The 26,584-nt window shown below is 43.6% G+C and carries 24 protein-coding genes; 6 read left to right on the top strand and 18 right to left on the bottom strand.

The window, feature by feature from the left end:
* Nucleotides 1-130 precede the first annotated feature (130 nt).
* The gene (locus ACO067_RS22540) at nucleotides 131-958 is read left to right on the top strand and encodes a peptidylprolyl isomerase (protein WP_421878674.1); all 828 of its coding nucleotides are present in this window, start codon (nucleotides 131-133) and stop codon (nucleotides 956-958) included.
* Between the two features lie 253 nt (nucleotides 959-1,211).
* The gene (locus ACO067_RS22535; RefSeq protein WP_421878671.1) at nucleotides 1,212-1,958 is read left to right on the top strand and encodes a hypothetical protein; all 747 of its coding nucleotides are present in this window, start codon (nucleotides 1,212-1,214) and stop codon (nucleotides 1,956-1,958) included.
* Nucleotides 1,959-2,206: 248 nt separating this feature from the next.
* Here the strand turns inward: ACO067_RS22535 and ACO067_RS22530 are convergent, their stop codons facing one another.
* Entirely contained in the window at nucleotides 2,207-4,279 is a 2,073-nt protein-coding gene (locus ACO067_RS22530) for an alpha-ketoacid dehydrogenase subunit alpha/beta (RefSeq protein ID WP_421878667.1), read from the bottom strand.
* A gap of 227 nt (nucleotides 4,280-4,506) precedes the next feature.
* On the opposite strand from ACO067_RS22530, the gene ACO067_RS22525 reads away from it, so the two are divergent.
* Nucleotides 4,507-4,980 (top strand): Lrp/AsnC family transcriptional regulator, encoded by a 474-nt coding sequence (locus ACO067_RS22525; RefSeq protein WP_421878664.1) that lies wholly within the window; start codon nucleotides 4,507-4,509, stop codon nucleotides 4,978-4,980.
* Here ACO067_RS22525 and ACO067_RS22520 read toward each other — a convergent pair.
* From ACO067_RS22520 to ACO067_RS22455, 14 genes are all read right to left on the bottom strand, one after another.
* Nucleotides 4,977-5,606, bottom strand: coding sequence for an MOSC domain-containing protein (locus ACO067_RS22520; protein WP_421878661.1), 630 nt, complete (start codon nucleotides 5,604-5,606; stop codon nucleotides 4,977-4,979). The genes ACO067_RS22525 and ACO067_RS22520 overlap by 4 nt on opposite strands.
* 54 nt (nucleotides 5,607-5,660) lie before the next feature.
* Nucleotides 5,661-6,257, bottom strand: coding sequence for a transferase hexapeptide repeat family protein (locus ACO067_RS22515; RefSeq protein WP_421878658.1), 597 nt, complete (start codon nucleotides 6,255-6,257; stop codon nucleotides 5,661-5,663).
* Complete coding sequence (locus ACO067_RS22510) at nucleotides 6,254-7,009, bottom strand: enoyl-CoA hydratase/isomerase family protein (protein WP_421878655.1); 756 nt, start codon at nucleotides 7,007-7,009, stop codon at nucleotides 6,254-6,256. Before ACO067_RS22510 ends, ACO067_RS22515 begins: the two co-directional genes overlap by 4 nt.
* A 263-nt stretch (nucleotides 7,010-7,272) precedes the next feature.
* Complete coding sequence (gene paaZ / locus ACO067_RS22505; RefSeq protein WP_421878652.1) at nucleotides 7,273-9,768, bottom strand: phenylacetic acid degradation bifunctional protein PaaZ; 2,496 nt, start codon at nucleotides 9,766-9,768, stop codon at nucleotides 7,273-7,275.
* A gap of 71 nt (nucleotides 9,769-9,839) precedes the next feature.
* Nucleotides 9,840-11,048 (bottom strand): 3-oxoadipyl-CoA thiolase, encoded by a 1,209-nt coding sequence (pcaF, locus tag ACO067_RS22500; RefSeq protein ID WP_421878648.1) that lies wholly within the window; start codon nucleotides 11,046-11,048, stop codon nucleotides 9,840-9,842.
* A gap of 3 nt (nucleotides 11,049-11,051) precedes the next feature.
* The gene (locus tag ACO067_RS22495; protein WP_421878645.1) at nucleotides 11,052-11,468 is read right to left on the bottom strand and encodes a hotdog fold thioesterase; all 417 of its coding nucleotides are present in this window, start codon (nucleotides 11,466-11,468) and stop codon (nucleotides 11,052-11,054) included.
* The gene (locus ACO067_RS22490; RefSeq protein ID WP_421878643.1) at nucleotides 11,465-12,625 is read right to left on the bottom strand and encodes a 3-hydroxyacyl-CoA dehydrogenase NAD-binding domain-containing protein; all 1,161 of its coding nucleotides are present in this window, start codon (nucleotides 12,623-12,625) and stop codon (nucleotides 11,465-11,467) included. The genes ACO067_RS22495 and ACO067_RS22490 overlap by 4 nt, the downstream gene beginning before the upstream one ends.
* 1 nt (nucleotide 12,626) lies before the next feature.
* The gene (locus tag ACO067_RS22485) at nucleotides 12,627-13,406 is read right to left on the bottom strand and encodes an enoyl-CoA hydratase-related protein (RefSeq protein WP_421878640.1); all 780 of its coding nucleotides are present in this window, start codon (nucleotides 13,404-13,406) and stop codon (nucleotides 12,627-12,629) included.
* A 121-nt stretch (nucleotides 13,407-13,527) separates the two neighbouring features.
* Nucleotides 13,528-14,031, bottom strand: a complete 504-nt coding sequence (paaD, locus tag ACO067_RS22480) for a 1,2-phenylacetyl-CoA epoxidase subunit PaaD (RefSeq protein ID WP_421878637.1) — start codon at nucleotides 14,029-14,031, stop codon at nucleotides 13,528-13,530.
* A complete protein-coding gene (paaC, locus tag ACO067_RS22475; RefSeq protein ID WP_421878634.1) occupies nucleotides 14,025-14,777 on the bottom strand; it encodes a 1,2-phenylacetyl-CoA epoxidase subunit PaaC in 753 nt (250 codons plus the stop codon). The genes paaD and paaC overlap by 7 nt, the downstream gene beginning before the upstream one ends.
* 2 nt (nucleotides 14,778-14,779) lie before the next feature.
* A complete protein-coding gene (gene paaB, locus ACO067_RS22470; RefSeq protein ID WP_421878631.1) occupies nucleotides 14,780-15,070 on the bottom strand; it encodes a 1,2-phenylacetyl-CoA epoxidase subunit PaaB in 291 nt (96 codons plus the stop codon).
* A gap of 72 nt (nucleotides 15,071-15,142) precedes the next feature.
* Nucleotides 15,143-16,090, bottom strand: a complete 948-nt coding sequence (paaA, locus tag ACO067_RS22465; protein WP_421878628.1) for a 1,2-phenylacetyl-CoA epoxidase subunit PaaA — start codon at nucleotides 16,088-16,090, stop codon at nucleotides 15,143-15,145.
* A gap of 114 nt (nucleotides 16,091-16,204) precedes the next feature.
* Nucleotides 16,205-17,272, bottom strand: coding sequence for a 1,2-phenylacetyl-CoA epoxidase subunit PaaE (gene paaE, locus ACO067_RS22460; RefSeq protein WP_421878625.1), 1,068 nt, complete (start codon nucleotides 17,270-17,272; stop codon nucleotides 16,205-16,207).
* Nucleotides 17,273-17,324: 52 nt separating this feature from the next.
* Complete coding sequence (locus ACO067_RS22455) at nucleotides 17,325-17,906, bottom strand: TetR/AcrR family transcriptional regulator (protein ID WP_421878622.1); 582 nt, start codon at nucleotides 17,904-17,906, stop codon at nucleotides 17,325-17,327.
* Between the two features lie 117 nt (nucleotides 17,907-18,023).
* On the opposite strand from ACO067_RS22455, the gene ACO067_RS22450 reads away from it, so the two are divergent.
* On the top strand, nucleotides 18,024-18,692 hold the full coding sequence (locus tag ACO067_RS22450) for a hypothetical protein (protein WP_421878619.1): 669 nt from the start codon (nucleotides 18,024-18,026) through the stop codon (nucleotides 18,690-18,692).
* On the opposite strand, the gene ACO067_RS22445 is transcribed toward ACO067_RS22450, so the two are convergent.
* Nucleotides 18,689-20,206 (bottom strand): GH3 family domain-containing protein, encoded by a 1,518-nt coding sequence (locus ACO067_RS22445; protein WP_421878616.1) that lies wholly within the window; start codon nucleotides 20,204-20,206, stop codon nucleotides 18,689-18,691. The two genes, ACO067_RS22450 and ACO067_RS22445, sit on opposite strands and share 4 nt — an antisense overlap.
* A 95-nt stretch (nucleotides 20,207-20,301) precedes the next feature.
* On the opposite strand from ACO067_RS22445, the gene ACO067_RS22440 reads away from it, so the two are divergent.
* Nucleotides 20,302-21,600, top strand: coding sequence for a WD40 repeat domain-containing protein (locus ACO067_RS22440; RefSeq protein ID WP_421878613.1), 1,299 nt, complete (start codon nucleotides 20,302-20,304; stop codon nucleotides 21,598-21,600).
* Between the two features lie 158 nt (nucleotides 21,601-21,758).
* Nucleotides 21,759-23,249 carry a transporter substrate-binding domain-containing protein gene (locus tag ACO067_RS22435; RefSeq protein WP_421878609.1) on the top strand — a complete coding sequence of 497 codons (1,491 nt, stop codon included), beginning with the start codon at nucleotides 21,759-21,761 and terminating at the stop codon, nucleotides 23,247-23,249.
* A 162-nt stretch (nucleotides 23,250-23,411) separates the two neighbouring features.
* Here the strand turns inward: ACO067_RS22435 and ACO067_RS22430 are convergent, their stop codons facing one another.
* Both ACO067_RS22430 and ACO067_RS22425 read right to left on the bottom strand, forming a co-directional pair.
* Nucleotides 23,412-24,716: a YHYH protein gene (locus tag ACO067_RS22430; RefSeq protein ID WP_421878606.1), complete on the bottom strand. Its 1,305-nt coding sequence runs from the start codon at nucleotides 24,714-24,716 to the stop codon at nucleotides 23,412-23,414.
* 68 nt (nucleotides 24,717-24,784) lie between these two features.
* The gene (locus tag ACO067_RS22425; RefSeq protein WP_421878602.1) at nucleotides 24,785-26,566 is read right to left on the bottom strand and encodes a hypothetical protein; all 1,782 of its coding nucleotides are present in this window, start codon (nucleotides 26,564-26,566) and stop codon (nucleotides 24,785-24,787) included.
* Between the last annotated feature and the right edge of the window lie 18 nt (nucleotides 26,567-26,584).

The raw sequence follows: 26,584 nt of genomic DNA, 5'->3' as shown, positions 1-26,584 counted from the left end.
TTGATTTTTGATGGAAGATTGAAAAGTCAAAAGCTTAAGTGAACGGGAATAATTGATACCTGAACCCAAGAATACCTGATTGGGTGAGAAAGTGCGCAGAATAATAGATATTTGATCAAACGATTTATCCATGAAAAACCTATCTCTGATTGCTTTGATGCTAGCCTTTGCCTGCACCAACTCCACTAAAGACACCACTCAAGAATCTGAAGTTCTGCGAGAAACACAAATCAAGCTGGAAACCACGAAAGGTGAAATTGTGCTGAAACTTTACAACGAAACACCACAGCATCGTGACAACTTCATCAAGATCGTGCAGGAAGGTGTATTGGATAGCGTGTTATTCCATCGTGTGATCGAAGAGTTCATGATTCAAGGTGGTGACCCGGATAGTAAAATGGCTGCACCAGATGACACATTGGGCAACGGAGGTCTGGGTTACCAAGTTCCTGCCGAATTCCACACGGACCTCTTTCATAAGAAGGGAGTGTTAGCCGCTGCCCGTGACAACAACCCAGAGAAAGCGTCCAGCAGCACTCAATTTTACATTGTACAGGGAAGAGTATTTACAGATAGTTTGCTAGATGCCGCTCAAGGCCGGATCAATGGTTGGTTGGCTGAGAGTTTCCTCAAAAATGATAGTACCTATACTCCATATGTGGATTCCATGAATGTGGCCATGCGAAATGGAGACCGTGAAACCTACATGCGTCTGTCAAATTTCTTCAAAGAAGAAGCAGAACAACTGGAGGACTTTGAAAAGTATGTGATTCCACAGGAACACCGCGAGGTTTATAAAACCATAGGAGGTACTCCTCATTTGGATCAGAATTATACCGTATTCGGGGAAGTTGTTTCAGGATTGGCTGTGGTGGATTCTATCGCAGCAGTGGAAACCAATTCATTAGACCGACCAGTGGTGGATGTCCGCATTTTGAATGCAAAAATTCTGAAATGAGCCGTTTCACCCAAATTGCAATAGTGAAGTGATCGTCCTGTTTTGATAAACATCCATTAAGGAATTATGTCAAAAAACAATTGGATTTTAGTTGTTGGGCTAGTGCTACTGATAGTAGGTTCAGGACCATTAATAACCAAACTGCTGATGGCTCAGTTTGGTTTAACGGAAGACCCGAATCCTAACCCCTTTCTCTATGGTGTTATGGCCTATTTTACTTTCTGGCCGTCGCTAATTCTCATAGCTATTGCGGTTGTCAGAAAGGTTAAAGCTAAAAAAAGGAGTAACTTATCCAAATGAAAATCCTCCTAGTTGTTCTCGGACTCATTCCTCTATCCATATACGCCCAATCACCATTGGTGCCTGGGAACGTACCTACCAGGATGAAGCTGGTCAGCAAGTTAGATCAGTTGTCATCTTTGCAGATGGCTACCAGTCCATCGCTAATTACAATGCACTGACTGGAGCATTCATTAGCACCAATGGTGGTTCGTGGGTGCTCGAAGGCAATACCATGACAGAAACGGTTGAGTTTGACACCAAAACTCCTGAGCGAGTTGGTACTGAAGTCAAATTTGAAGTAGCTATCACTGATAGCACCCTTGCTATTATTGGCCGTGACATGATCATGACGCGTGTAGACGATGGTGCACCTGGAGCTTTAGCAGGTGCCTGGCTAATGTCTGGAAGAGTGCGTGATGGTGAAATTCAGGCAAGAGATACGAGCCGTCCAAGAAAGACCATGAAGATCTTATCTGGCACCCGTTTTCAGTGGATTGCCTATAATACCGAAACGAAAGAGTTTATGGGTACAGGCGGTGGCACCTACACCACTGTGGACGGCAAATACACCGAAAACATTGAGTTCTTTTCCAGAGATGATTCGCGTGTTGGAGCCAGCCTGGAGTTTGACTATGCACTTAAAGATGGTGATTGGCACCATAAAGGTCTATCGAGCAAAGGCGATCCGATTTATGAAATTTGGAGTGTGAGGAAATAGCATTCGTCATTCCCTGAATGCTTCAAAAGAATACCATGCCTATCGGAATCACTATGCATTCTAAGGGAATCCGAATGATAGTAGCGTTCACAATTTCGAGCTTGCTACCGCATTGGATTTATCCCCATTTGGGACTCCTCTGGAATCAAACGAAATTCTTGAAAACAAACCGGTTCTTCTATTGATTCGGGGAGTGACGGATTGATCTTCAGTCTTACTTCTTAAATCTTACGTCTAGTGTCTATTAACTACCCCCAATAATCAAACAACTCACCGATCTTCTGAGATACTTTTTCTGCACTAGGCAGCATGGTTTCCTCTAATACACTATTGAGAGGAATAGCTGGCATGTTTTCTGAACCCATCGTCACGACAGGGGCATCCAAATGCTTGAAGCAGTGCTCTTGAATGTTTCCAGATAAGCTCATGGCAAAGGTGTTGTTGCGAGGCTCTTCAGTCAGCACCATGCATCGATTGGTACGTTCCACTGATTGATAGATGGTGTCGTAATCGATTGGATTTAAGGTTCTTAAATCAATGATCTCAATACGTCCTTCAAAATCTTTCGATGCATTTAAGGCCCAGTGCACGCCCATACCGTAAGTCACAATGGTCATGGCTTCATTGGCCTCCAGCGCTTCTTCGGATGCAGCTTGAAATACATTGGCTTTACCGAATGGTAACACATAATCCTCTGCAGGCTCATGTGTTTTTGCAGCTAGTGTGCCCGGTACTTTGGACCAATACAGCCCTTTATGCTCAAAAATGACTACTGGGTTGGGGTCATGATAAGCCGCTTTCATCAAGCCCTTCAAGTCGGCTCCTGTACTTGGATAGGCGATCTTCACTCCCCTGATATTTGTAACTACAGACTCCACACTGGAAGAGTGATATGGACCACCGCTACCGTAAGCGCCTATTGGCACACGCAGGATCATGCTCACCGGCCATTTGCCATTACTTAGATAGCACGATCGGCTCACCTCGGTGAATAACTGATTCAGACCTGGCCAGATGTAATCGGCAAACTGCACTTCTACAATCGGCTTCAGTCCAGCAGCAGACATCCCCACAGTTGATCCAATGATAAATGCCTCCTGAATCGGGGTATTGAACACCCGATCTTTCCCAAACTTTTGAGATAACGTGGCAGCTTCTCTGAATACACCTCCAAGTCTATGCCCCACATCCTGACCATAAAGCAAGCATTTCTTATCCGCCTTCATCATCTCCTCTACTGCATGCAGTGCACTATCCACCATCACAGACTTCTCAGCACCTTTGGGTTTTCGTTCGCCTCGCTCTTCGGTAATTGGTGTGGGTGCATAATCGTAAGTATAAAGATCGTCCGGTGTAGGATCTTCTGCCTTCAGTGCTTCTTCATAGTCTGCTGCCACGGTTGCTTTAGCTTGCGCCTCTAATTTCTTAATTTCCTTTTCAGAGAACCCGGCTTCTTCCATCTCCTCAATCAACATTGGGTATGGATCGTGGATCTTATGTTCGTCCAGGTCATCTCGGTACCACTCCATTCTTACCCCGGAGGTGTGGTGGTTCAGCAAGGGTACAGAGGCATGTACCAAAAATGGTCTTCGCTCCTTTCGGATGGTTTTGATGACTTGCTGTAGCTTGTCGTAGCTTTCCACAAAATCATTTCCTTCAACGTGAACTGCTTCCAGTCCTTTAAATCCTTTGGCATAATGCATCGCGTTATTTGCACGTATTTCATCGGCGCTGGCTGAAATGTCCCAGCCATTGTCCTGCACCAGAAATAAAATGGGTAATTGTCTCAAAGCGGCCATCTGAAATGCTTCAGCAACTTCGCCTTCAGTTACACACGCATCTCCCAGACTACACAAAACCAATGGTTGATCGCCATCATCTATTCCCTGAAGTTCTTTGTACTGCAGTCCCATTGCCGTACCAGTGGCAGGTATCGCCTGCATCCCCGTAGCAGAAGACTGGTGAGGGATTTTGGGTTTATCCGGATCATTCAAACTGGGATGCGAATAGTAGGTTCTTCCGCCTGAGAACGGATCGTCGCGCTTGGCCAGCAATTGCAGCATCAGATCATATGGTCTCATGCCAATGCCCAGTAACATGGAATCATCCCTATAATATGGAAAAGCAAAGTCCTGAGGTTTCAGCAGCATGGCAGCCGCTAATTGGATCGCTTCATGCCCTCTGGAGGTAGCATGAACGTATTTAGAAACCACTTTGAAATGCTCCTCATACAATTCGGTCATGGCCTTTGCAGTGGCCATTTTTAGAAATGCTTCTTTGAGGACTTTTTTACTAACCCGGGGTTTTGTCAGCGTTTCCATTTTGATTGTGGTTTATATGGGTAATGATTCTGTGTTTCTACTATAAAATTAACGAATGATGTGCTTTATTGATTTATTTATAGATAATTAAGGGTTTTATTCTTTTTTATGGAGTTACATTAGAATATTCCTACTTTTACAATCGATTAATTACTCAAAAAAAGAATACCATTCTAGTGAGATAGTTAATCAGGCATTTGGATTAGTCAATCACGAATTTTCTAGCAATGAAAGAGATTAAGAAACTGGACGAAACGGACCTCAAAATACTGCAGCAATTACGCGAGAATGCTCGCATCACGGTGAAGGAATTGTCGGCTCAGTTGAACCTCTCCACCACTCCTGTGTTTGAGCGGATCAAAAAACTGGAACAGTCAGGAATCATAGATCACTACACTGCAGAAATAAATCATGAACTGCTCGGTCAAAAGTTTACAGCCTTTGCTCACATTTCATTTAAAGACCATTCTAAAGAACTCATCAAGCAGTTTGAAGATCGCATTCTGGATCTGCCAGAAGTATTGGAGTGTCATTATGTAACTGGTGCTGCTGATTTTATCATTAAGATTCGACTGAAGGATATGGAAGAGTACAAAGAGTTTGTGACCGAGAAACTGTTTGGCATACCGAATATCGCCCGAATTGAGTCTTTCCTTTCACTGGATGTGAAGCGAGGCAGGAATAAGACACTGAAGGTTTAGCGCTTTTGCTCAAAGTATTCTTTCCATTCGTCAATGAGGTGCGGATCAACTAACAATTTATTGATTCGCAGTTTGTCTGATCCATTGGAGTTTTTGGCCATAACAAAATCATGAATGCTAGTGCCTCCACTTTTAGATTTCATGACAATCTCATCACCCGCCTCAATCATCCCTTCTTCCAATACTTCAAAGTAAATTCCTGATTTTAAGCTGTCGTAAAAATGCTTGACCATCTGAGAATCACCAAACTTGACACCTAGTTTGTAACATGGAAAACGGGGTTGAGAGACCCGCAAAACCACCGAGCCAATTTCAAAAACATCACCAATCGATACTTCAGTTTCCAGCATCCCTTGAGTACTTAAGTTTTCACCAAAAGAGCCGTTACTAAAACTGTGTTGTGGAGTAGTGACTTTCCAGTATTCAAAATGCTCAGTAGGGTACGCATATACCGCCTTAAACTGTCCTCCGTGTACCGTGAGGTCAGATTGTGTGTCTCCCGTTATTCCCAGTTTGCCCACTTTGACTGGTCCATCTATGGATTCCTTAAATATGCTGGTTTTGACAAGGCGGTTATTGTAGCTGACTGTTCTGGGCTGACCTATTTGAATGGAGAGCAGTTTCATATATAGACAAGAGATAAGTATGATCTTATGTACCCTAAACTAATCACTATTTTGCTATTCCTTCTCGCTAATGGGCTTATAATCCACCTCAATCTTGCGTTGTAATCGTTCTTGATTAGCCTCTCTGAGTGGCTCGACCTCTTTCAATGTAGCGTAACAGTACATGGGTAATTTCTGATAGATTTTGGTCCCTTCAGTTTTCCAATGGATCATCTCATCAGATACCTCTTTGATGACCTTTCCTGGATTGCCTACGACCAGACTTCTTCGTGGTATCACCTCACCCGCCTTGATAAAGGCCAGTGCTCCAATGATGCACTCCTCACCTATCTCCACATTGTCCATGATCACTGCATTCATCCCTACCATGCTGTTACGACCAATATTAGCTCCATGCACAATAGCTCCATGTCCTATATGAGCAGATTCATGCAGTGTTACGGTTTTGTTGGGAAACATGTGAATGGTGCAGTTTTCCTGAACATTGCAGCCGTCTTCCAGGATGATCCTGCCCCAATCGCCTCGAATGGCTGCTCCCGGACCAATGTAACAATCCTTTCCGATGATCACGTCACCCGTAACAACCGCCATCGGGTGAACAAATGAACTTGGATCAATTACCGGAACAAAACCATTGAATTCGTAAATCATTTGTATTTGGCCAATGCCTTTTTAGTGAATTCAGAAAGCACCAGTTTTCCACTTTGTTCTGCTCGTTTGGCGAGTAACTTATCCCAATTCTCACACCCTTCCCAGAACACTTTCTTCAGTTCAGCACGTGCCTCTGGGTTAGTATCTGCGAGATAATCGGCAAGCTTCTCAACAGCATTATCCATTGCTTCAGCATCATCAAACACTTCAGCAAAGAGTCCTTTCTCCTGAGCCCATTCCGCTGACTTGAACTCATCTGCATTGATCGTTAGCTGACTCATGGCTGATAAGCCTACCTTGCGCTCCACCGCAGGTCCTACCACAAAAGGGCCAATACCGACATTGAGCTCACTTAGTTTGATGGAGGCAAACGTAGTAGCAAAGCAATAGTCTACTGCGGAAGCAACGCCTACTCCACCACCTACAGCCTTACCCTGTACTCGACCAATAATGAGTTTTGGACACTTTCGGCAAGCATTGATGACATTGGCGAACCCCGAAAAGAATTTCTTACCCGTTTCAAAGTCATCGATATTGATGAGCTCATCAAAACTCGCACCAGCACAGAATGTGCGGTCTCCTCCGCTTCTGAGAATGATCACATTCACTGAAGCATCCTCACCTGCTTTGGTGATGGTTTCTGCCAAATCCCCCAACACATCACTTGGTAAAGAATTGTGCTTAGGATGGAAAAACTCGATGGTGGTTATTCCTTTGTCTGTGTCGGTTCTTTTTACGTATGCTTCTGACATGTATATTTTCTATTTGATGAATTAACAATCGTTTGGTCATCCTGAATTTATTTCAGGATCTATTATGAATCTGCTGGATAAATCAAAAAGATTCCGAAACAAGTTCGGAATGACGCTGGTTAATTCATTATTTCGATTCTTTCACTTTCAAACGCCTTTTACCCTGCCCTATGGGCCTCCCTAAAGGGAAGACTCATAAATCAATTTTCACCCTTTAGGGCGCCTGGCTTTAGGCTCAGGTAAAACAAATTGATTTAATACCACTAAACAATTCCAAACTGCCTAAAATGATGATCAAAGTGTTTTCTATTTAATAAATCCCACAGCTCTTTATCCAGCATACCAAATACGGTATTAGGCGTTACTGCATCGGGGTTTTCTTTGAAATATGCTTCGAAGTTGTCATAGGCCTCTAGCAATTTCTCTTTGGCTTCTGCCAAGCTGCCATATCTCAGATCTTCAGTTTCTCCTTTTTTCAACAATGGATGATCAAACTCCTTCACCATGGGTTCATAGGTGTACAAACTCTCTTGCAACTTTTCGATGTATTTTTCTGGTGTCTGAATGTCCGTTGCTATTTCACCAATACTCATACGATGGAAAAACTCAATGTGCTCTACCATGTGCTGAGGAGTCATGATGCCCCACTGCGGTTTCATGTCTTCGGTTAACAATGACAGTTTCTCTTCCAGATAAGATCTGCTGATCTCATCAAATGGACATTTCTTTTGCACCAGAGTAAGTATGGTGGCAAACGCAACCAATTCATTGTCTGCATCAAAAATCTCTTCGTACCACTTAACTACTCCGGACGGAAACTCTCTGCCTCTACTGTCCCGATCGATTTTCTGTTTACAGGTTAACCGCACATAAATGGTTTCGTTGTGATAAATCGGCTTCAGAAACCGGCATTCATCCAATCCGTAATTGGCCTGAACGGGGCCCTTATTAGGATGCACGAACAAGCCTGCTCCTGCCGACAGTAAGAAATAACCATGGGCAGCCCGCCTCTCAAAAATCGTCCCTTTTAAAGAGGTAATGTCCGTGTGTGCGTAGAAATGGTCCCAGGTGAGATTGGCGAAGTTCTGAATGTCTGTATCAGTTACTGTGCGTTTATGAGTAGTCAGTGACATGCCCGGCTTAATGTCTTCAAAATGGTACTTGAATGGATGCTGAGGAGCTTCCTGTACTTTCGCTCCTGGCTGGTATTGCTCAGTGATAGCGGTCAAAGTGGTCGGCGTACCTTGAATAGCGCAGCGCTGCAAATAATGCATCACTCCGCGCTTACCGCCCATTTCTTCGCCACCTCCGGCTCTACCCGGGCCTCCATGAGTCAGCATTGGCATAGGTGAACCATGACCTGTGCTTTCTTTGGCACTTTCTCTATTCAAAACAAGGATGCGACCATGATGCGATGCTGCATTCACCACAAATTCTTTGGCGATTGTATCATCGTAAGTAGCGATGGAACTAACCAATGAACCTTTACCCATTTGCGATAACTCAACCGCCTCACTTAATGTCTTGTAAGGCATAATGGTACTGATGGGGCCAAAAGCCTCCGTCTCGTGTGTTAACGTCTTTTTGAAAGGATCTGCATTGATCAATAACAACGGAGAGTAAAAAGCACCTTTTTTCACATCCGCATCTATGACATCAAATGTACCCTTAGGGTCTCCGAAAGCAATATCACATTCGGTCAGTAGTTTTTCTACTTGCTTGTTCACTTCTTCCACTTGCTCCTTACTGACAAGTGATCCCATTCGAACGGATTCATTGGTTGGATTTCCGATACTGATTTTACCTAGTTGTTTGCCTATTGCAATCTGAACATCTTCTACCAGTTTTTCAGGGACAATGATCCGACGAATAGCCGTACATTTCTGACCACTTTTCACGGTCATTTCATTTCGTACTTCCTTTATAAACAAATCAAACTCTGGAGTTCCCGGCACCGCATCTTCACCGAGGACTGAAGCATTCAAGCTATCCGCTTCCATATTGAAGGGAATAGCGTTCTCAATGATGTTTGGTAGGCCTTTAAGCATTCTTCCAGTGCTGGCAGATCCAGTAAAGCTCACGACATCCTGTTCGTTCAATGGATCTAAAATTCCATTTCCAGGTCCATTGACCAACTGCAAGGCTCCTGCAGGAAGTATTCCAGAATCAATGATATCACGAACCATGGCAGCTGTTAGAAACGATGTTGGCTCAGCTGATTTCACAATGGCCGGCATACCAGCCAACCAGTTGACCGAGCACTTCTCCAGCATTCCCCAGATGGGAAAATTGAAGGCATTGATATGAACAGCCACGCCTCGTTTCGGAACCATGATGTGATGACCTATGAAAGTGCCTTCTTTGGATAGATTGGCTAATTCTCCATCCACATGCCATGGTGTGTTGGGAAACTGCTTCCTCAGACTTGCATAAGCAAATAGAGTTCCTATCCCTCCATCAATATCAATCCAACTGTCCACCTTGGTAGCTCCGGTTCGAAAGCTCAATGGATAGTATTCTTTTCGCTTTTTGTGGAGGAACATGGCCAGCTTCTTGAGCATCATCCCTCGCTCCTGAAAGGTCATCTTGCGTAAGTTTTCATTGCCTACAGTACGGGCATAATTAGCCATGTCGGCAAAGTCAAGACCTTCGCTTCCACATATACTGATCACATCCCCGGTGATAGCATCATACTGGGGTATGCCATCTCCATCCGGAGCGATCCACTTTCCACAAACTAGATTTTCGAGTTTATTCATGTTGTTTAGTTATGTAGTTATTAGTGATTGGTGATTAGAAATACTCAATACCAATCACTAGTCACTGATCACTAGGTTCTTTCTAAAATTGCCGCGTATCCCTGACCAACGCCCACACACATGGTCACCAATGCATATTTTTTACCAGTCAAACTCAGCTCCAATGCAGCCGAGTAACACGTTCTGGCACCGGTTGCTCCAAGTGGATGACCAATGGCAATGGCCCCTCCATTAGGGTTGATTCTAGGATCATTATCAGCTATACCCCATGCCCTTGTACAAGAAAGCACCTGTGCAGCAAATGCCTCGTTGATTTCAATAATGTCCATGTCATCCATGGTCAATCCCGCCTTTGCTAAAGCTTTGTTGGAAGCCTCTACGGGTCCAATTCCCATGATGCGTGGCTCTACCCCAACTACCGCTGAAGAGATGATCTTAGCCAATGGTCTCAAATCATGCTTCTCCACGGCATCACCGGAAGCAACGAGTACAGCGGCAGCTCCATCATTAAGGCCTGAGGCATTACCAGCTGTAACCGAACCTCCTTCTTTTCTGAAAGCAGGACGTAATTTTCCTAAAACCTCCAATGTTGTATTTGGCTTCACAAACTCATCCTGGTCAAATATGATCGGATCTTTCTTGCGCTGAGGAATCTCTACAGCAACAATCTCTTTACTCAATCGCCCATTTTCCTGTGCTTTAGTTGCTTTCATCTGAGACCAGTAGGCAAACTGATCCTGATCTTCTCGACTAATCCCGTACTTATCAACAAGGTTTTCAGCGGTCTGACCCATTCCATCCGTGCCATACATGTCGACCATCTTCTTATTGACGAAACGCCACCCGAAACTGCTGTCATGCATCTCAGCATCACGACCAAATGGTGTGGATGTTTTGGAAATCACCCAGGGTCCACGAGTCATATGCTCCACTCCGCCTGCAATGAACAGGTCTCCGTCTCCGGTTTTTATCGCACGATTTGCATGAATAATAGCTGACAAGCCGGAAGAACACAGTCGATTGACCGTTTCTCCTGGTACAGTATGAGGTAGTCCAGCAAGTAAGGCACTCATTCTAGCCACATTGCGGTTATCCTCACCAGCCTGATTGGCACAACCCAAAATCACATCATCATACGCTTCCTTTGGAATGCTCTTGTTTCTAGCTACTAACTCTTTGATAACCAGAGCGGCTAAATCGTCTGTTCTCACCGGAGCCAGTGTGCCAGTGAAACTTCCAATCGGTGTCCTTATGCCGTCTATTATGTAAGTTTCTTTCATCTCTTATGCTAAATGTTCTTTACTGCTTCTGTAAACAGTCCCTCTAAAAAGATAGAGCCTTTCTTCCGTTTGTTTATTGGTTACCACCACATCAAAATCAGCCGTTTTGTGTGTGACATTTAAGGCATTAGCCTCAGCTACCAAGACATCACCTTCACTCGCTGATTTTAAAAAATTCATGCTACCCTGGATGGAGACTGCCACGCGTCCATAGGAGTTAGACGCAAAGGCAAAAGCACTGTCCGCAAAGGCGTAGGCTATACCTCCGTGCAAAATCCCAAAACCATTGAGCATCTCTTTTTTGACCGTCATCTGAATGGAACAATGACCTTCTTCAATCTGTACAGGCTCCACACCCATCCACTGACTGCAGTAGTCTTGGTCCATCATTCGATCATATACATCTTTGGCTTTGCTCATTCGGAATAGAATTTAAGCTGTTCACGAGCCATTTTTCGAAGTAGTGGACTGCATCGATAGCGCTCTTCATGATATTCGAAATATAGCTCATCCATACGTTCCACGCAGGTTTGTATACCTATCTGATCGGCCCAGCGAAGCAAGCCTTTCGGGTAGTTGACTCCTTTGGTCATCGCTGTATCAATATCATCCCGTGAGGCAATGTTGTAATGAAGGGTATCGGCTGCCTCGTTGATCAGCATGGCTAACACGCGATCCAAAATCTTTTGCCCTTCTTCCTCATTCTTGATTGGTTCAGGCATTTTAGCTCCTTCTGAGTAATCATAATGTCCTCTACCACTTTTTCGACCGAGGTAACCTGCTTCAGCTAATCGCTTTTGAGTAAAAGATGGCCTGAATCGGGAGTCATAGAAAAAGGCCTTATAAACCGTTTCAGTCACCGTGTAATTCACATCATTACCAATGAAATCCATTAGTTCGAAAGGTCCCATTTTAAACCCTCCCAGTTCTTTCATGGCCCAGTCTATGGTGGCTTGATCAGCGATACCCTCTTCGTAAATGCGAATGGATTCTCCGTAGAAAGACCGGGCCACTTTATTCACAATGAAACCTGGAGTGTCTTTCGCCAATACTACATCTTTCCCCCACCCGGTGATAATCTCTTTCACCTGATTAGCTAATGATGGTGCCGTCTGAATGGCAGGGATTACCTCTACCAACTTCATCAATGGCGCTGGATTGAAAAAGTGAATACCAATGAAACGCTCTGGCTTTTCCAAACAAGCCGCTAATGACGTGATAGACAGAGAAGATGTGTTGCTAGCGATGATGCAGTCACTGGAAACATGCTTTTCCAACTCCTTGAAAACTGTTTTTTTAACTTCATCATCTTCAACAATCGCTTCTATTACCAGATCAGATGATTTGAAATACTTTATCTCATTGATATACAGAATGTTATTGAGTATTGATTGTTTCTTACTTTCATCTATGGTTCCTTTTTCCACAAGGCGTGAAAGTATTTTAGCCAATTGCTTTCGACTTCTATCTATGGCGAATTCACTGGTATCATAAACAACCACTTTACAATTCGCAGTAGCTGCTACCTGGGCAATGCCACTACCCATCGTTCCACTTCCTATTACTCCTACTGTCATGCTACATTCCTTTAAAATTGGGTTTACGTTTGGCTACAAAGGCCGCTACTCCTTCATTGTAATCTTCTGTACTTGCTGCTTTGAGCTGCAAGTCTGTTTCCAGCAACATTTGCTGTTCAAATGAATTTTTGAGGGATTGGTTGAATGCCAACTTGGTTAGACCAAGTCCTTTGGTGGGCATTTTTGATAGCTTGGTAGCTATCTTCTTAACTTCTTCTTCGAATGTATCCGCACTGAAGTACTTGTAGATCATACCCATTCGCTCTGCTTCTTCAGCAGAGACCTTATCTCCCAACATGGCTAATGCAGTAGCCTTGGCCATACCAATCGTCCGTGGCAACGTGTAAGTGCCTCCAGAATCAGGAATTAAACCAATGGCACTGAACGCCTGAATAAATGATGCATGCTCCACAGCCAAAATGATGTCACATGCCAGTGCAAAATTAGCTCCTGCTCCAGCTGCTACGCCATTCACTGCAGCAATGATAGGTTTCTCTATCCCTCGAAGCAAATGAACAATTGGCTCATAGTGCTCTTTCATGAGTGTATCGAAACCTGGATTCAACTCGGGAGTTGTAACCTCCTTCAAGTCCTGGCCAGCACAAAAAGCCTTTCCTGAACCAGTGAGAACTATTGCTCGGATTTCACCTTCTGTTTCACATTTTTGTAAGGCATCGATTAGCCCGTGAGCCAACTCGGTGTTGACACTGTTGTAAGCCTCAGGTCTGTTGAGGGTGATGGTAGCGATGTTGTCTTTTACATCAAAAAGTACTGCAGACATTGGGTTTTTGTTGGTTAGTTATTGTTTACCCCCTTCCGATAGTCATCGGGGCTTAAGGGGTGTCATTTAAGTCTCATTCAAAGGGGTGCCCGACTAGGGGTGCCCGACCAGGGATTTAGGTTTACTTCAAACATTTAAAATAATCAAATGGCTCATCACATTCATTGCATTGAAACAAGGCTTTACACGCAGTAGACCCAAACTGACTAATCATTCGCGTATTGGTACTACCGCAATGTGTACATTTCACAATTCGCTCACCATCGAGTAAAGCGGCCTTATCAGCGGCCTCACTCATAGGCGGAGCAATCCCATATTCTTCTAATTTCTTTCTGCCACGATCGGTGATCCAGTCTGTGGTCCATGCTGGTGAAAGAACCAGCTTTACTCTTGCTGTAAAGCCCAGCCCTTTCAAGGCTCTTTTGATATCGTCAGCGATCGTATCCATGGCCGGACATCCAGAGTATGTTGGGGTAATTGCAATCTGGACTTCCTTTCCATCTAATGTCACTGATCTCACCACTCCCATATCCATGATGGACAGAACAGGAATCTCCGGGTCTGTAACGTCCCATAATGCCTTTTCTACTTGATCATTATCGATATGTAGCGTTGGTGTTACCATTGCATGTTCGGATAAGCTCGCTGCATGTACTGCACATCAGACAAAATGAATCCCATGTGCTCAGAGTGAATCCCTTGTTTCCCACGAACCATGCGATCTGCAATCTCTGGAATGGCGAGATTCGCTTCTAGCATCACCTCATGAATCCGACTTCTTGATTTTTCTTCTACTTTAGATAGATCAGCGCCAACACCAGATTCTTTCATCTCCTTTTCAATTGGCGACTCTTCAAAAAGCTCATGGAGATATGGATACAAATGATCTAAGGCTGCTTGAGCTCTTTTATGGCTCTCTTCAGTACCGTCTCCTAGTCTCTTCACCCACTCGGAAGAAAAACGCAGGTGATACTTCGATTCTTTAATAGACTTTGCTGCAATCGCCGCTATGGTTTCATCTTTGGAATGGATCAATTGCTCCAACAGTGGTAAATGAAAGCTATCAAAAAGAAACTGCCTTACAATAACGTGAGCAAAATCGGTATTTGGTTGCTCTACGAGAATGCTGTTTCGGTACTCCCGATCCATTCGTAAAAAAGCAATGGAATCCTCCGTAGCATCTTCATCTTTGAGTTCAGCGGCATGTTGAAAATAACTCCGCACCTGACCAAAAAGGTCCAATGAGATGTTAGTTAAAGCAATATCCGTTTCAAGACTTGGTCCATGACCACATAATTCAGACAGTCTGTGTCCAAGAATGATGGAATTGTCACCGAGCATCAAAAGATATTCGTATTTGGACTGATGCATGATTACATGTGTTTAAGTTCGTCAGGCAAATTGTAGAAAGTTGGATGTCTGTAGACTTTGTCCTTAGCAGGCTCAAACAGCTCACCAGACTCCTCAGGATTAGAAGCGGTGATTTCACTGGATTTGACCACCCAGATACTTACTCCTTCACTCCTACGGGTGTATACGTCTCGAGCATTTTCGATGGCCATTTCAGCATCGGCTGCATGGAGGCTACCAAAATGTCGATGCTCCAAACCATTTTTACTTCGTACAAAAACCTCCCAAAGAGGCCATTCTTTTTTGTTCATCATTTTTGTGATTAGACGAATAGTGATTAGTTGAATAGTGACTGGTTTAACCTATAGTCACTGATCACCAATTCATTATGCACTTAACTTTTGTTTCTTTTGCTCCTTTTTTTCCGCGTGAGCTACCGCTGCTTCACGTACCCAGGCACCTTCGTCCCAAGCCTTTTGCTTGGCCGCAATTCGGTCTTTGTTGCATTGACCATTTCCGTTGACCACCTGCCAGAATTCATCCCAATTTATGTCTCCAAAGTCATAATGACCTCTGGCTTCATTCCACTTCAAATCGGGATCAGGGATGGTAATTCCCAAAATATCAGCCTGTGGTTTGGTGATATCCACAAATTGCTGGCGCAATTCATCATTGGTTTTACGTTTGATCTTCCACTTCATAGACTGCTCAGTGTGTGGGGATTCTGCATCTCTTGGACCAAACATCATCAAGGAAGGCCACCACCATCTATTCAGTGCATCTTGAGCCATGGCTTTTTGCTCTGGGGTCCCCTGACAAAGCGTGAGCATGATTTCGTAGCCCTGACGCTGGTGAAAGCTTTCTTCTTTACAAATCCTGACCATCGCACGAGCGTATGGACCAAAAGAGGTTCTGGTGAGCATGACCTGATTGATGATAGCAGCTCCATCAACCAACCATCCAATGGCTCCAATATCTGCCCAAGTCAACGTAGGGTAATTGAAGATGGAAGAGTATTTAGCTTTTCCAGACAGAAGCTGCTCCGTCATTTCGTCACGCGTGATGCCAAGCGTTTCAGCGGCACTATACAAGTACAAGCCGTGTCCCGCTTCATCCTGCACTTTGGCCAGTAACGCAACTTTCCTGCGTAAAGAAGGAGCTCGTGTGATCCAGTTTCCTTCAGGTAGCATTCCTACAATCTCCGAATGCGCGTGCTGCGATATCTGACGAATGTGGGTTTTGCGATACTTTTCAGGCATCCAATCTTTTGGCTCGATGTTCTCACCAGCCGCAATCTTTGCCTCAAATCGATCTTCTAAGCTTTTTATGTCCATATTCTTTAGTTTTTGGTGACTCGTGATGAGTGATTAGTTACTAGTGAAAAGCTGAGATTCTACTAATTACTTCTCACTAATCACCAATCACCACATGACCAATCACTTACATTCTTATCCTTTTTCATCAAAATCCACCACCACTTTATCTGAGATAGGTAGCGACTGACAGGTTAGAATATAACCATTTTCAATCTCATCATCTTCCAGACCGTAGTTGACTTGCATATCTACCTGACCTTCTACCAATTTGGCTTTGCAGGTGCAACACACCCCTCCTTTGCAGGCAAATGGCAGATCTGCATTGTTCTTTAATGCTTCATCCAGTATGCTATTAACTCCCTGTGGTGTCTTGAAGTTTATGGATTTTCCTCCTTCCAGCACGGTGACATCAGACACCTTGCCGTCAAATGCTTTTGGCACCTTCTTCTTCACGGACTTACCTGATGTGCCGAAAAGCTCGAAATGGATCTGCTTTTTCACGACGCCTTTAGCTTCCAGGAAATCCCGAATCATAAAGATCATTGGTTCGGGACCACAAATGAAGAAATGATCGAGGCTATCCAGCTCACAGATTGTTTTAAAGATAATCTCTAACTTCTTTTCGCTAAGACGTCCATTGAACAGTTCCACATCTCGCTGTTCCTGGGTTAGGAAATGATAGATTTCCAACCGGTCCATGAATCGATTCTTCAAAGCCTCCAGCTCTTCTTTCAGCATAATGGTGGATACGGATTGATTCACGTAAAAGAGCTTAAAGGTGGAGTTGGCCTCCTTGGTTAAGTGCGTTTTAATGATAGACAGTATGGGTGTGATACCACTACCAGCTGCAAAGGCAACATAATTTCGTTGCTCCGTATCTGTGCACTCGACGAAGAAGCGTCCATCCGGAACCGCTACTTCCAGTTCATCGCCTTCCTGGAGTTCATCATGCACGTAAGTAGAAAACTTACCATCGTGCACTTTTTTAACCCCTATTTTCCATTCGGAATCCAATGGGCTGGAGCACAGAGAATACGACCTGCGTACTTCTTCTCCATTGATATGGGTTTTGAGATTTAGGTATTGTCCTTGTTTATATTGAAACTGGTCATGCAGCTCTGGTGTGACATCAAGTGTCACAATGGTACAGTCTTGGGTTGATCTGTCGAGCTGTCGTACTTTAATGGGGTAAAATTGCATACTAACAGTTATTAGTTCAAAACTAACGACTATTAGCTAAAGTTCAAAAAACTTATTTTCTCAAGCCTCCTAGCAAGAGTTGCTTTAGGTGTTCTTCCAGGTCAATGATACTGAGGTCAGAATGTTTGTCATACCAACTGTAAAACCACTTGAGTGTCGTAAGAATACTAAAAAAAGCAATCTCAACATCCATTTCATGGATTAGCCCTGCTTCCATAGCTCCTTTTAATATGACCCTAAAATCATTTTCATAAGAGTTTCTAAGCTGTATGTAATCCCGCATGGCCTGCCCATCCAGATGTCTCCATTCCACAGCTATTAGCGCCATCAGATCAGTATTCTCGACTGTCACGCGTAAATGCAATCCAATTAAACGCTCGAGCTTCTGAAGTTCATTCAACTGCGATGCTTTGATATCTTTCATTCCAGACACAAACAATCCAGCTCCATGTAAAAGAAGCTCCACCAGCATCTCTTGCTTTGAAGCAATATGATTATAAAGGCTTGCCGGTTTGATACCAATAGCAGAAGCAATATCATTCATCGAGGTGCCTGCATATCCTTTTTTGCGGAAGAGTTCCGTACTGGTCTGCAGGATTTGGGTCTTTTTGTTCGATATTTTTGGGTTGTTCATCGACGTGAATATATATGGTTTTTTATTACCTGTTATCTTTGTCAAATCAACTGGCATGGAACTTTACCATTAGCTGGTTGTTTTACTCTCATGCCCGCATTGAAATTACTGTCCATTTTGAGAACTACATTTTTTCACGTTATCGCTCCACTGATATTGGCCATTGTTTTTGGTGTATCTGCTAATGATCAGGCCTATTCTCAAAGTAGTGCCTTCATGAAAGTGAAAGTCAAAAACATCAAGAGTGAGAAAATCATCAATGCATTCAAGAAAGTACTAGACCGATACCAACCACTTCAGAACTATGAAATAACTCTTGTACAGGACGAGATAAAGGAATCTACCATGCAGGCTCAGCCTGTTTATAGCCTAAAAACCTTGTTTAGAGGAGTAAAGAGTTATCAAATTAAGATAGCTGAGTTTGTACGTGATAGCGATGAGATTCGTGTGGAAGACTTATCAGAAGATGTATTGGTCGGGTGGTTTGCCCACGAAATGGGTCACCTGGTGGACTATGAGCCCTATACCAATCTGGAGATGATTGAATATGGAATCAAATACCTAGTGTCTGGAGATTTTAAACGAAAGGTAGAGCATGCCGCAGACTACATTGCCATTACGTATGGTTTCAAACAGGAGATTTTGGCGAGTAAAAATTTCCTTCTGAACAATGACATGCTGGACGAATCTTACAAGAACAAAATCAGAGAGTACTACCTTCCCATAGAGGATGTAGAGCTCTGCACAGAAGATGAGTTGTTTTTCAACCCCAATGCAGACATTTAGTTAATCGCTTGTAGAAAGTTCTGCATCTTTTCAGCTCCCATTACTTTAGGTGTTTTCATTTGTCCCCCTACTTTTTTGGTGGATGCCAAATACTGATGGTAAGTACTTTTACTAATCACTTTTAACTTAATGTATTTCAGCGCTTTGCCTCGAGCTACCTGATAGTTCTTATTGGCTTGTTGTAATGCCTTATCAAGTTGGAGCCTATAGGCATTTTCATCGATCTGACCATCAGACACTGCTACCCATTGATGGAAATAATCACTGTGTTCATCCTGTAAGGCAGCTACTGCATACTCACCAACATCTACCTTTAATTGCTCATTGACTTCTAAGATAGCGGCATCCATTTTTTCTTCTGAAAGCTGTGAACCAACAACGTTCAAGAAAAATTTTGTTCGCCCAGTAATGACCATTTCATGTGGATCCAGACTGGTGAATCGAATCACATCTCCAATAACATATCGCCAGGCTCCAGAACAAGTGCTAACGAGCATGACATACTCCTGATTCAATTCAACCTCATTTATATCTAAAGCCAAAGGGTTTTGCAACAGATTGCCCTGGTCGTCCACACCCCGCTGATCAAACGGAACAAACTCGTAAAAATAACCATGTGAAAGAGCCAATTGCATAGACATACTATCCGGTCGGGAGGTATAGGCAAAAAAGCCCTCTGATGCCAGGTAGGTATCAATAATGGTAAGCGGTCTTTCACTGATAGCATCAAACCCTTTGCGATAGGTGTCATAAGCAACACCACCAGAAGCATAGACTGTGAGATTGGGCCAAATGTCATGAATGGTTTTCAGGTCATGAGCCTTTACAATCTCTTGTAGCATGGTCAACACCCAGGAAGGAATTCCAGCAATCGCCCCAATATTCCATGATGGGGCTTCTTCAACAATTCTGGCAATTCGCTCGTCCCAATCATCAATGGCGGCTATCTCCTGACCTGGACGATAAAACCAGTCATACCAGCCAGGGAAATTACTCACGTTGATGCCACTAATCTCCCCCTCAAAATGGCCATTGCGTTTGTTGAGGTTTGAGGAACTACTAAGCATTAAGATCTCCGTATCGAAAAGCTCCTTTGGGAAATCAAAATTGGGTAGCGACTTTACCAGACTCGTACCAACATCGCGCATGCTCTGAATGAATTCAGAAGTAATGGGTATTCTCTTGCTGCTTTTACCTGTAGTACCTGAACTAAGCGCAAAATAGTCTGGTAGCCCGGGCCAGGTGATATCAGGATGTTTTTGCTGTTGAGACCACCAGGCCTCATCCATTTGATGGTAATCAAAAATGGGAACGGACTTTTGATATGCTGCAAGTAGATTATCGGACTTCAAGAGTCCAGAGAAGTTGTAATACTTGCCAAATGAAGTGTTTTTGGCCTTTTCTAATAAATGGGTCAGTTGTTCTTTCTGTTGCTCTCCTGGATCGACTGAAGAAAAACTCAACCGTTGATTCAGATCAATGGCCCCCTTGATAAGTGATGCTGTGAATGACATAGCGTATTGTTAGTCCTCTTTTATTAACCTACTAAAGTGAAATTGTTCACAAACACTCTCAAATGAGTTATCTTTAATTGATAAACCATATCATAATGAAACTAAGCCTCACATTAATTATCTCGCTACTTGCTTCTGTAGTCATGTATGGTCAGCCATCCAAACTGGATTTGGAAACAGAAATAGCGATTTTGCGAACCACAGAACTCGTACAATCCATGTCACAGCGATCACTGCTCACTCCCTCCTATTTTCCTGAACGAAAAGCATTGGTAGCGCGGCAGGCTTATAATTTTTGGATTGAGAATCCCGGTGATCGTTTAGTCTCTCATCTGAATGTATATCAGGCGTTGTACTACGCCAACAAGTACCTGGGGTATGATCCCGTAAAAAAACAGTCGTTTAATCAGGCATTGGGACATAATGAATCGGTCATAGGTGTCCAATATGGTGCAAATGCTAACACCTTCTACACGGCCGGATCAGATGGCAAAGTGATTCGATGGCAACTGGAAGAAGGATTCAACACCCCAGAAGTGATCTATGAGGGCGATCATCTGATACGCTCTTTGGACATCTCCGATGATGGAGAGTTGATTCTTGTTGTTACCAAACAGCAGGGTATTATTATCATGCCAGCGCATCGCCAAGCAACTACTTCCGATGAAGAATCTGAATTGGCAATAGATCGGGAATTAGTCCAAAGCGGGGTGTTCATGCCCGGTGAAAACAAAGTAGCAGTAGTCACCAAAAATGGTGAACTGAAAATTAAAGGGTTCGGAAAAGAAGAAACAATCGGAAGAACCTCTGAGAGAGTATCTTCTATGGAAGTGAATAAATCGAATAAAGAAATATTGGTTGGCACCGCTTCAGGAAATGTACAATTTTGGGAAGATACACTGGCACGCAAGCTTTACATAGAAGAGGCCTTTGCCGTCAACGCGATGGCCATCAGTTCAGATTACAAGACATTGGCGCTGGGAAGAGAAAAAGGCGATGTAGTACTCTATGATCTGGAAAAGCACGAAATGATACGAATTATCAGTGGACATCAATCGGCAATAACAGATGTGGATTTTAATTTTGACGGCACCAAGCTATTATCTGCCAGCCGAGATGGGTCGGTGCGTGTGTGGGATGTCAATGACCCAAGAAAACTCCCCTTAGTACTAGATGATCATACTGACTGGGTAATGTCTGCTTGTTTTTCGCCAGATGGTAAACGTGTCATCTCAGGATCAAGAGACAATTATATCCGTTTTTGGCCGGTAGATCATCAGGAACTAGCCGATAGAATATGCACTATGGTCAATCGTAATCTGAGCAAAGAGGAATGGGTGGAATACGTCGGGACCTCAATCGAATACACTGAAACATGTCCAGTCAGCAATTAGAAAGGGGTAGTTGATCAGAAGGTAGGTTTTAAACAGTACGCCACATCTGGTGTTATAAAATAGAACCAACTAAAATTCTTAGGGACAGTTCTTTTGAACGCTCCCACCTCTTTATGAAGTATTCAAACCATTCAACCTTACTGTTAGTTTTTGTATTCGTGCTCTTAATAGGTTGCTCACAATCCACCTCACAAGAGAAGAAGAGCTACCAAACACACAATGAAGAAACGGCACAAAATGATTTTGTAGATTCCTTTTTGAGCCAAATAGACCGAACGTCCAAATTCATAGCGGATCTGGATGAAATCCAACAAAGAGACACGCTCAAAGCGATCACCACTTACTCTGCCACTTCGTACTTCTTGTACAAAGGGCAGCCAATGGGCTATGAATATGAGCTCTCCAAAAGATTGTCTGAGCACCTGGGTGTTGAATTGGAGATGATCATTGCCAAAGACATTAATGAAATATTCAACATGCTGGTGGATGGACAAGGTGATATCATCACCTATAACCTCACAGTCACCAATAACCGTAAACAATATGTTGACTTTACGCTTCCATTGAACTTCACCCACCAGGTGCTTGTTCAGCGTAAACCTTCAAACTGGAGACAGATGAAGCTTCACGAAATAGAACAAGAGCTGATTCGTAATCCGATCCAGATGATTGATTTACCAGTATCGGTAAGGGAAAACTCTTCGTATAGAGAGCGATTGATCAATCTACAAAATGAACTGGGAGGTACTATCGACATCCAATTTGTGGATGGCAACCTCTCTACGGATGAGATCATCAAGAAGGTAAGCCGAGGCGAAATTGACTATACCATTGCAGACTTCAATATTGCTAATATCAATGCTTCATACTATCAAAACATCGATATAGAAACAACCGTGGGAGTCATGCAGCAACTGGCCTGGGCCGTACGAAAGACTTCCCCAGACTTGAAGAACGCAGTAAACCAATGGCTGGAATCGCAACGAAAAGAAACGGACTTCTATGTCATCTATAACAAGTATTTTAAAAACAGCAGAGCATTTACTACAAGGGCAAAAAGCGATCTGTACTCCAAAGAAGGAAATCGGATTTCCGAGTATGATGAGGTAATTCAAAACAATGCAGATGTGATCAATTGGGACTGGAGGTTTCTGGCTTCCCAGATATACCAGGAATCGCGCTTCGACCCGAAAGAAAAATCCTGGGTAGGTGCTGTTGGTTTAATGCAGGTGATGCCCAAAACAGCTATAAGTTATGGTGTAAAATCAAACAACCTGACTAAACCAACAAATAACCTAAAGGCAGGAGTTGCTCATCTTTCCTTCTTAAATGAATACTGGCATGAGCATATATCAGATAGCCTGGAGCGAGTTAAGTTCATTTTGGCTTCCTACAATGCCGGCCACAACCACGTGCAGGACGCCAGAAGATTGGCTAAGAAGCTGGGTTATGATGCCAATGTATGGTATGAAAATGTGGAGTCTTGTATGCTACTGAAGAGTCAGAAAAAATACTATAATGATGAAGTAGTCCACTATGGTTACTGCAGAGGTGAAGAGCCCGTCAACTACGTGAAGGAAATTCTGGAACGGTTCAGTTATTACACCCAGTTTATCGAATTGGAGGAAGAAGCCGCCAGTTCTTCCTAGCTCCTGGTGGCTGATAAGTGAAAAAGAGGCCGTCTCAAAAGTGAACCAATCTCGATAATTGTCACATTGAGCTTGTCGAAATGTACTTAATAGCACGATAATTGGTTTCGACAGGCTCAACCTGACATTCGGAAATTATTTTTGAGACAGCCTCTTCATTAATTACATCCCAATGGAAAAGGAGTTATCTGGAGTTCCGGTTATACATCGAGAAATGATCGGAAATTCTTCTGTGATTACGTAAAGGTAAGTGTACGTTCGTGAATCGATGGTCACAGACCTGTCGATACCGTTGCATTCATCCAGATCTCCGGATTCGCTTACGTATTCATAATCGTTGGTGTATTTTCCGTTATAGGTACCACACGGAGCAGACTCCCCATCTCCTGGTCGTTCGCCAGATTTCAGTTGATAGCTAGAAGTCAACTTCTCCACGCCCGTTCCGTCAGCTGTCGGTGCGTAATAGTAAAAGATTGGAAATCCATCAGCAGCCCATCCTATTTGCACGGGTGTACTAGGTGCTGTGCCTGTTGAGATCCCCGAAGATAGTTCTTCAGCATAGATTGCCATGTCGCCATGATAGTGGTATAGGCCATCTGGCTGTACATGAGCCACGGCACAGTCCAAGCCTACAGCATCCATGTTATTATTAGGCTCCATCACCCAGTCCCAATTGTACTCACCGGTATTCACATCTTCAAAAATGAACGGCTCGGCGGGTGCCGGATCGATAGCTACACCATTTTTAGCCACTCCAAACCTCCACTCTGGCATACCAGATGAACCATTAATGTCAGTTATACTCGCCGCTTTAGAGGGCGATAGAGCCACTACGTAAGTCTTGGCACTATTGTCAAGGTCTGAAACTATCTCGGGTATTTGATTGCGGTAATCATGAGTGGGGATCCCATTGGTCGAAATGACCAGATCACCATCCATAGCATTAACTGACTCACTGTACGAATTGGTCACAGGAGATGTAGTACACTCGTGATTGTCCATATCTGTAGAATTATCATTAGCACAGGTAGATTCCTCACCATAAGGTGAAGCGGCAGGAGTTCCTAGCGAAACTTCGGCCCAGCCTGAATTCACATAAGCAAAAAGCTTGTCTGAAGCGGCATCTAAATACAACTGCCCCGGTAGAGGGTTGGTGGGGACATCTGATGCCGATGAGCCAGCAACTGTCGCATCCATCGTTTGCCAACTGCTACCGGTATAGTAGGTAAACACTGACAAGTCCGTATCAAAAACCATCAGCCCTATAGCTGGACTGGAGATGGCCGTTCTTTCAGATGTGGTCATGCGCGGAATGAGGACTCCTTTTGATGTGGAGCTTACATCCAAAATGGCAGATGCATCTGGTGAGGAGCCATCTTCATTGATCGCCATGCCCTGAGAGTAGACGCTATTCAGGACAACCACTAGAAGAATAGTTGAGAGGTATTTTATGTTTTTTATTTTCATGATAGTATTAACTTTTGGTTGGTAGAGCAATGACAGACCGTTACCGGTCCTCGTTTTACATTTTGGGGTTAGTGTTTGACTAGTACCTTATAGGAAGCATTTCCATCCTTGTTTGCAACAGTAGCTATGTAAAGACCTCCTTTCGGGACAGGAACTTCCATTTCCCCAACCCTTAGGGTATTTTCCATTATTTTCTTACCCTCCATTGTGTAGATAGTCAGGTGACCGGTCACTTCTGACCGAACTCTTATAGCACCGGAAATGCCATAAACAACCAAATCCAACTGGTGGCTTTGAAGGCCCAGAATGGTTGAAGTGCTCAATGGTGAAGATGACAAACTAAAGCGGTCATTGTATGTACCCGCCTCAGAATGAAAACTATAGGACTCCTTAAATAGATCAACAGACCGACCACTGAGGTGATCGTTGAGGTATAGCAGTTCGCTTTGAGGATTGGTTGACTCCTGAAGATTCAGTGTGTAATCTCCTGCCTCTGGTACATAAATACCAAGAGCAATTGATTGATCCGCCTGTTTATTTAGCCAATTAACTGGTAGACCCTGAATTGCCAATTTCCGATCACCCATCAGGGAATAAACAGAAAAACCCGTTCCTAATTTGCTTGCATCATACTTCCGATCAAATCCAGCAGTGGCGGCATCTGTAAATCCAACGAGCATATTAGATCCTCTAGCACCTTTGTCACTAGCAATGCTTACCCAATACCGCTCCACTTCAGACTCGTTTACTCGATAGTATGAAGCATCATCGTTTCCATCATGCGTTTTCATGGCATGATTAAATACCACATTGTTGTTCTCATCGGCTTTGATAAAAAATCCTTGGCCCACATTGATGCTACCATCCCAATCCGAGAGACGCTCACCCCTACTATCGGTATTTCCCAGGTTGCTGATAGTGATATAGTCCGATGATGCATCCCCACCACCCGAATTGGATGAATAGTCATCCCAAATCCAAATGGTTTCCTCACTCAATACATCAGTGTTTACGATCATGAATTGATCAAAGGAAATAGGACTGGTAAATGGATTACTAAGAAGGTTAAACCCTTCTACGTCAGACGCATCTGTTGCATTGTCAGTGAGGGTCACGGCATACTGAACATTCTTGTAATTTGGTGTTCCGTAAAATACCACTATCCCGTTTTCGTCTCCTGTAAAAGCACTGAAATATCCCTTGCCAGGAATCATGTTACTTTCAGAAGGAGTTTGGAAGCGATCTGAGCCATCTTCACCGTAGGGAGTGCTCTCATCGTATTCGAATATCCATGATTGAGCATTTACACCTAGATCAGAAAGCGCTGCAGCAGCTATGGGAGAGCCAACTACACTATATTTTCCGGTGGTATTGTCAAAGGTGGTATTTCGATATAATGTCACCACCCCTGGACTCGTCACTGCTGGCTTGATAATCAAAGAGCCTCCAGATTCTACAAAAAGATTTCCCATACTTGCTATGGAAGTATTGATCAAAAGACCTGACGTATCCGCAATGGTAAAATTTGAATTGGCGCTTATGCCAAGATCGTTTACTTCCAGGCTTCCATAGAGTGTGAAGTTGCCCCCATAATCACCAAGGTTGAATCCATTAAAGAACACCGGAGTGTTCGTTTCTAGAATTCGTTCTGTAGTAATCGGGTTGAACTTGACTACTCCTCCGGCCCCATCTAATGTGGATTTGTTTACAAGGGACATGTCTTGAAGCACCACATTAACATCACCTGTTAGTTTTACTTCAGCCTCGGAGGTGATGATCACTTGTTGGGCAAGTAACCACTGTCCCATCAGAAGACCCATCACTATGAGGGTTGTTTTAATTGATTTCATAGATTCAAACATTTTGGA

This window comes from Marinoscillum sp., from assembly GCF_965229915.1.
GTDB lineage: Bacteria > Bacteroidota > Bacteroidia > Cytophagales > Cyclobacteriaceae > Marinoscillum.
The sequence above is the reverse complement of the archived record's forward strand: the minus strand, read 5'-3'. Positions and strand labels throughout refer to the sequence as shown.

Excerpts from the sequence above, each read along its gene's own strand:
- ACO067_RS22540 (WP_421878674.1), top strand. The coding sequence starts at position 131 with ATGAAAAACCTATCTCTGATTGCTTTGATGCTAGCCTTTGCCTGCACC.
- ACO067_RS22530 (WP_421878667.1), bottom strand. The coding sequence starts at position 4,279 with ATGGAAACGCTGACAAAACCCCGGGTTAGTAAAAAAGTCCTCAAAGAA.
- ACO067_RS22525 (WP_421878664.1), top strand. The coding sequence starts at position 4,507 with ATGAAAGAGATTAAGAAACTGGACGAAACGGACCTCAAAATACTGCAG.
- ACO067_RS22520 (WP_421878661.1), bottom strand. The coding sequence starts at position 5,606 with ATGAAACTGCTCTCCATTCAAATAGGTCAGCCCAGAACAGTCAGCTAC.
- ACO067_RS22515 (WP_421878658.1), bottom strand. The coding sequence starts at position 6,257 with ATGATTTACGAATTCAATGGTTTTGTTCCGGTAATTGATCCAAGTTCA.
- ACO067_RS22510 (WP_421878655.1), bottom strand. The coding sequence starts at position 7,009 with ATGTCAGAAGCATACGTAAAAAGAACCGACACAGACAAAGGAATAACC.
- paaZ (WP_421878652.1), bottom strand. The coding sequence starts at position 9,768 with ATGAATAAACTCGAAAATCTAGTTTGTGGAAAGTGGATCGCTCCGGAT.
- pcaF (WP_421878648.1), bottom strand. The coding sequence starts at position 11,048 with ATGAAAGAAACTTACATAATAGACGGCATAAGGACACCGATTGGAAGT.
- ACO067_RS22495 (WP_421878645.1), bottom strand. The coding sequence starts at position 11,468 with ATGAGCAAAGCCAAAGATGTATATGATCGAATGATGGACCAAGACTAC.
- ACO067_RS22490 (WP_421878643.1), bottom strand. The coding sequence starts at position 12,625 with ATGACAGTAGGAGTAATAGGAAGTGGAACGATGGGTAGTGGCATTGCC.
- ACO067_RS22485 (WP_421878640.1), bottom strand. The coding sequence starts at position 13,406 with ATGTCTGCAGTACTTTTTGATGTAAAAGACAACATCGCTACCATCACC.
- paaD (WP_421878637.1), bottom strand. The coding sequence starts at position 14,031 with ATGGTAACACCAACGCTACATATCGATAATGATCAAGTAGAAAAGGCA.
- paaC (WP_421878634.1), bottom strand. The coding sequence starts at position 14,777 with ATGCATCAGTCCAAATACGAATATCTTTTGATGCTCGGTGACAATTCC.
- paaB (WP_421878631.1), bottom strand. The coding sequence starts at position 15,070 with ATGATGAACAAAAAAGAATGGCCTCTTTGGGAGGTTTTTGTACGAAGT.
- paaA (WP_421878628.1), bottom strand. The coding sequence starts at position 16,090 with ATGGACATAAAAAGCTTAGAAGATCGATTTGAGGCAAAGATTGCGGCT.
- paaE (WP_421878625.1), bottom strand. The coding sequence starts at position 17,272 with ATGCAATTTTACCCCATTAAAGTACGACAGCTCGACAGATCAACCCAA.
- ACO067_RS22455 (WP_421878622.1), bottom strand. The coding sequence starts at position 17,906 with ATGAACAACCCAAAAATATCGAACAAAAAGACCCAAATCCTGCAGACC.
- ACO067_RS22445 (WP_421878616.1), bottom strand. The coding sequence starts at position 20,206 with ATGTCATTCACAGCATCACTTATCAAGGGGGCCATTGATCTGAATCAA.
- ACO067_RS22440 (WP_421878613.1), top strand. The coding sequence starts at position 20,302 with ATGAAACTAAGCCTCACATTAATTATCTCGCTACTTGCTTCTGTAGTC.
- ACO067_RS22430 (WP_421878606.1), bottom strand. The coding sequence starts at position 24,716 with ATGAAAATAAAAAACATAAAATACCTCTCAACTATTCTTCTAGTGGTT.
- ACO067_RS22425 (WP_421878602.1), bottom strand. The coding sequence starts at position 26,566 with ATGAAATCAATTAAAACAACCCTCATAGTGATGGGTCTTCTGATGGGA.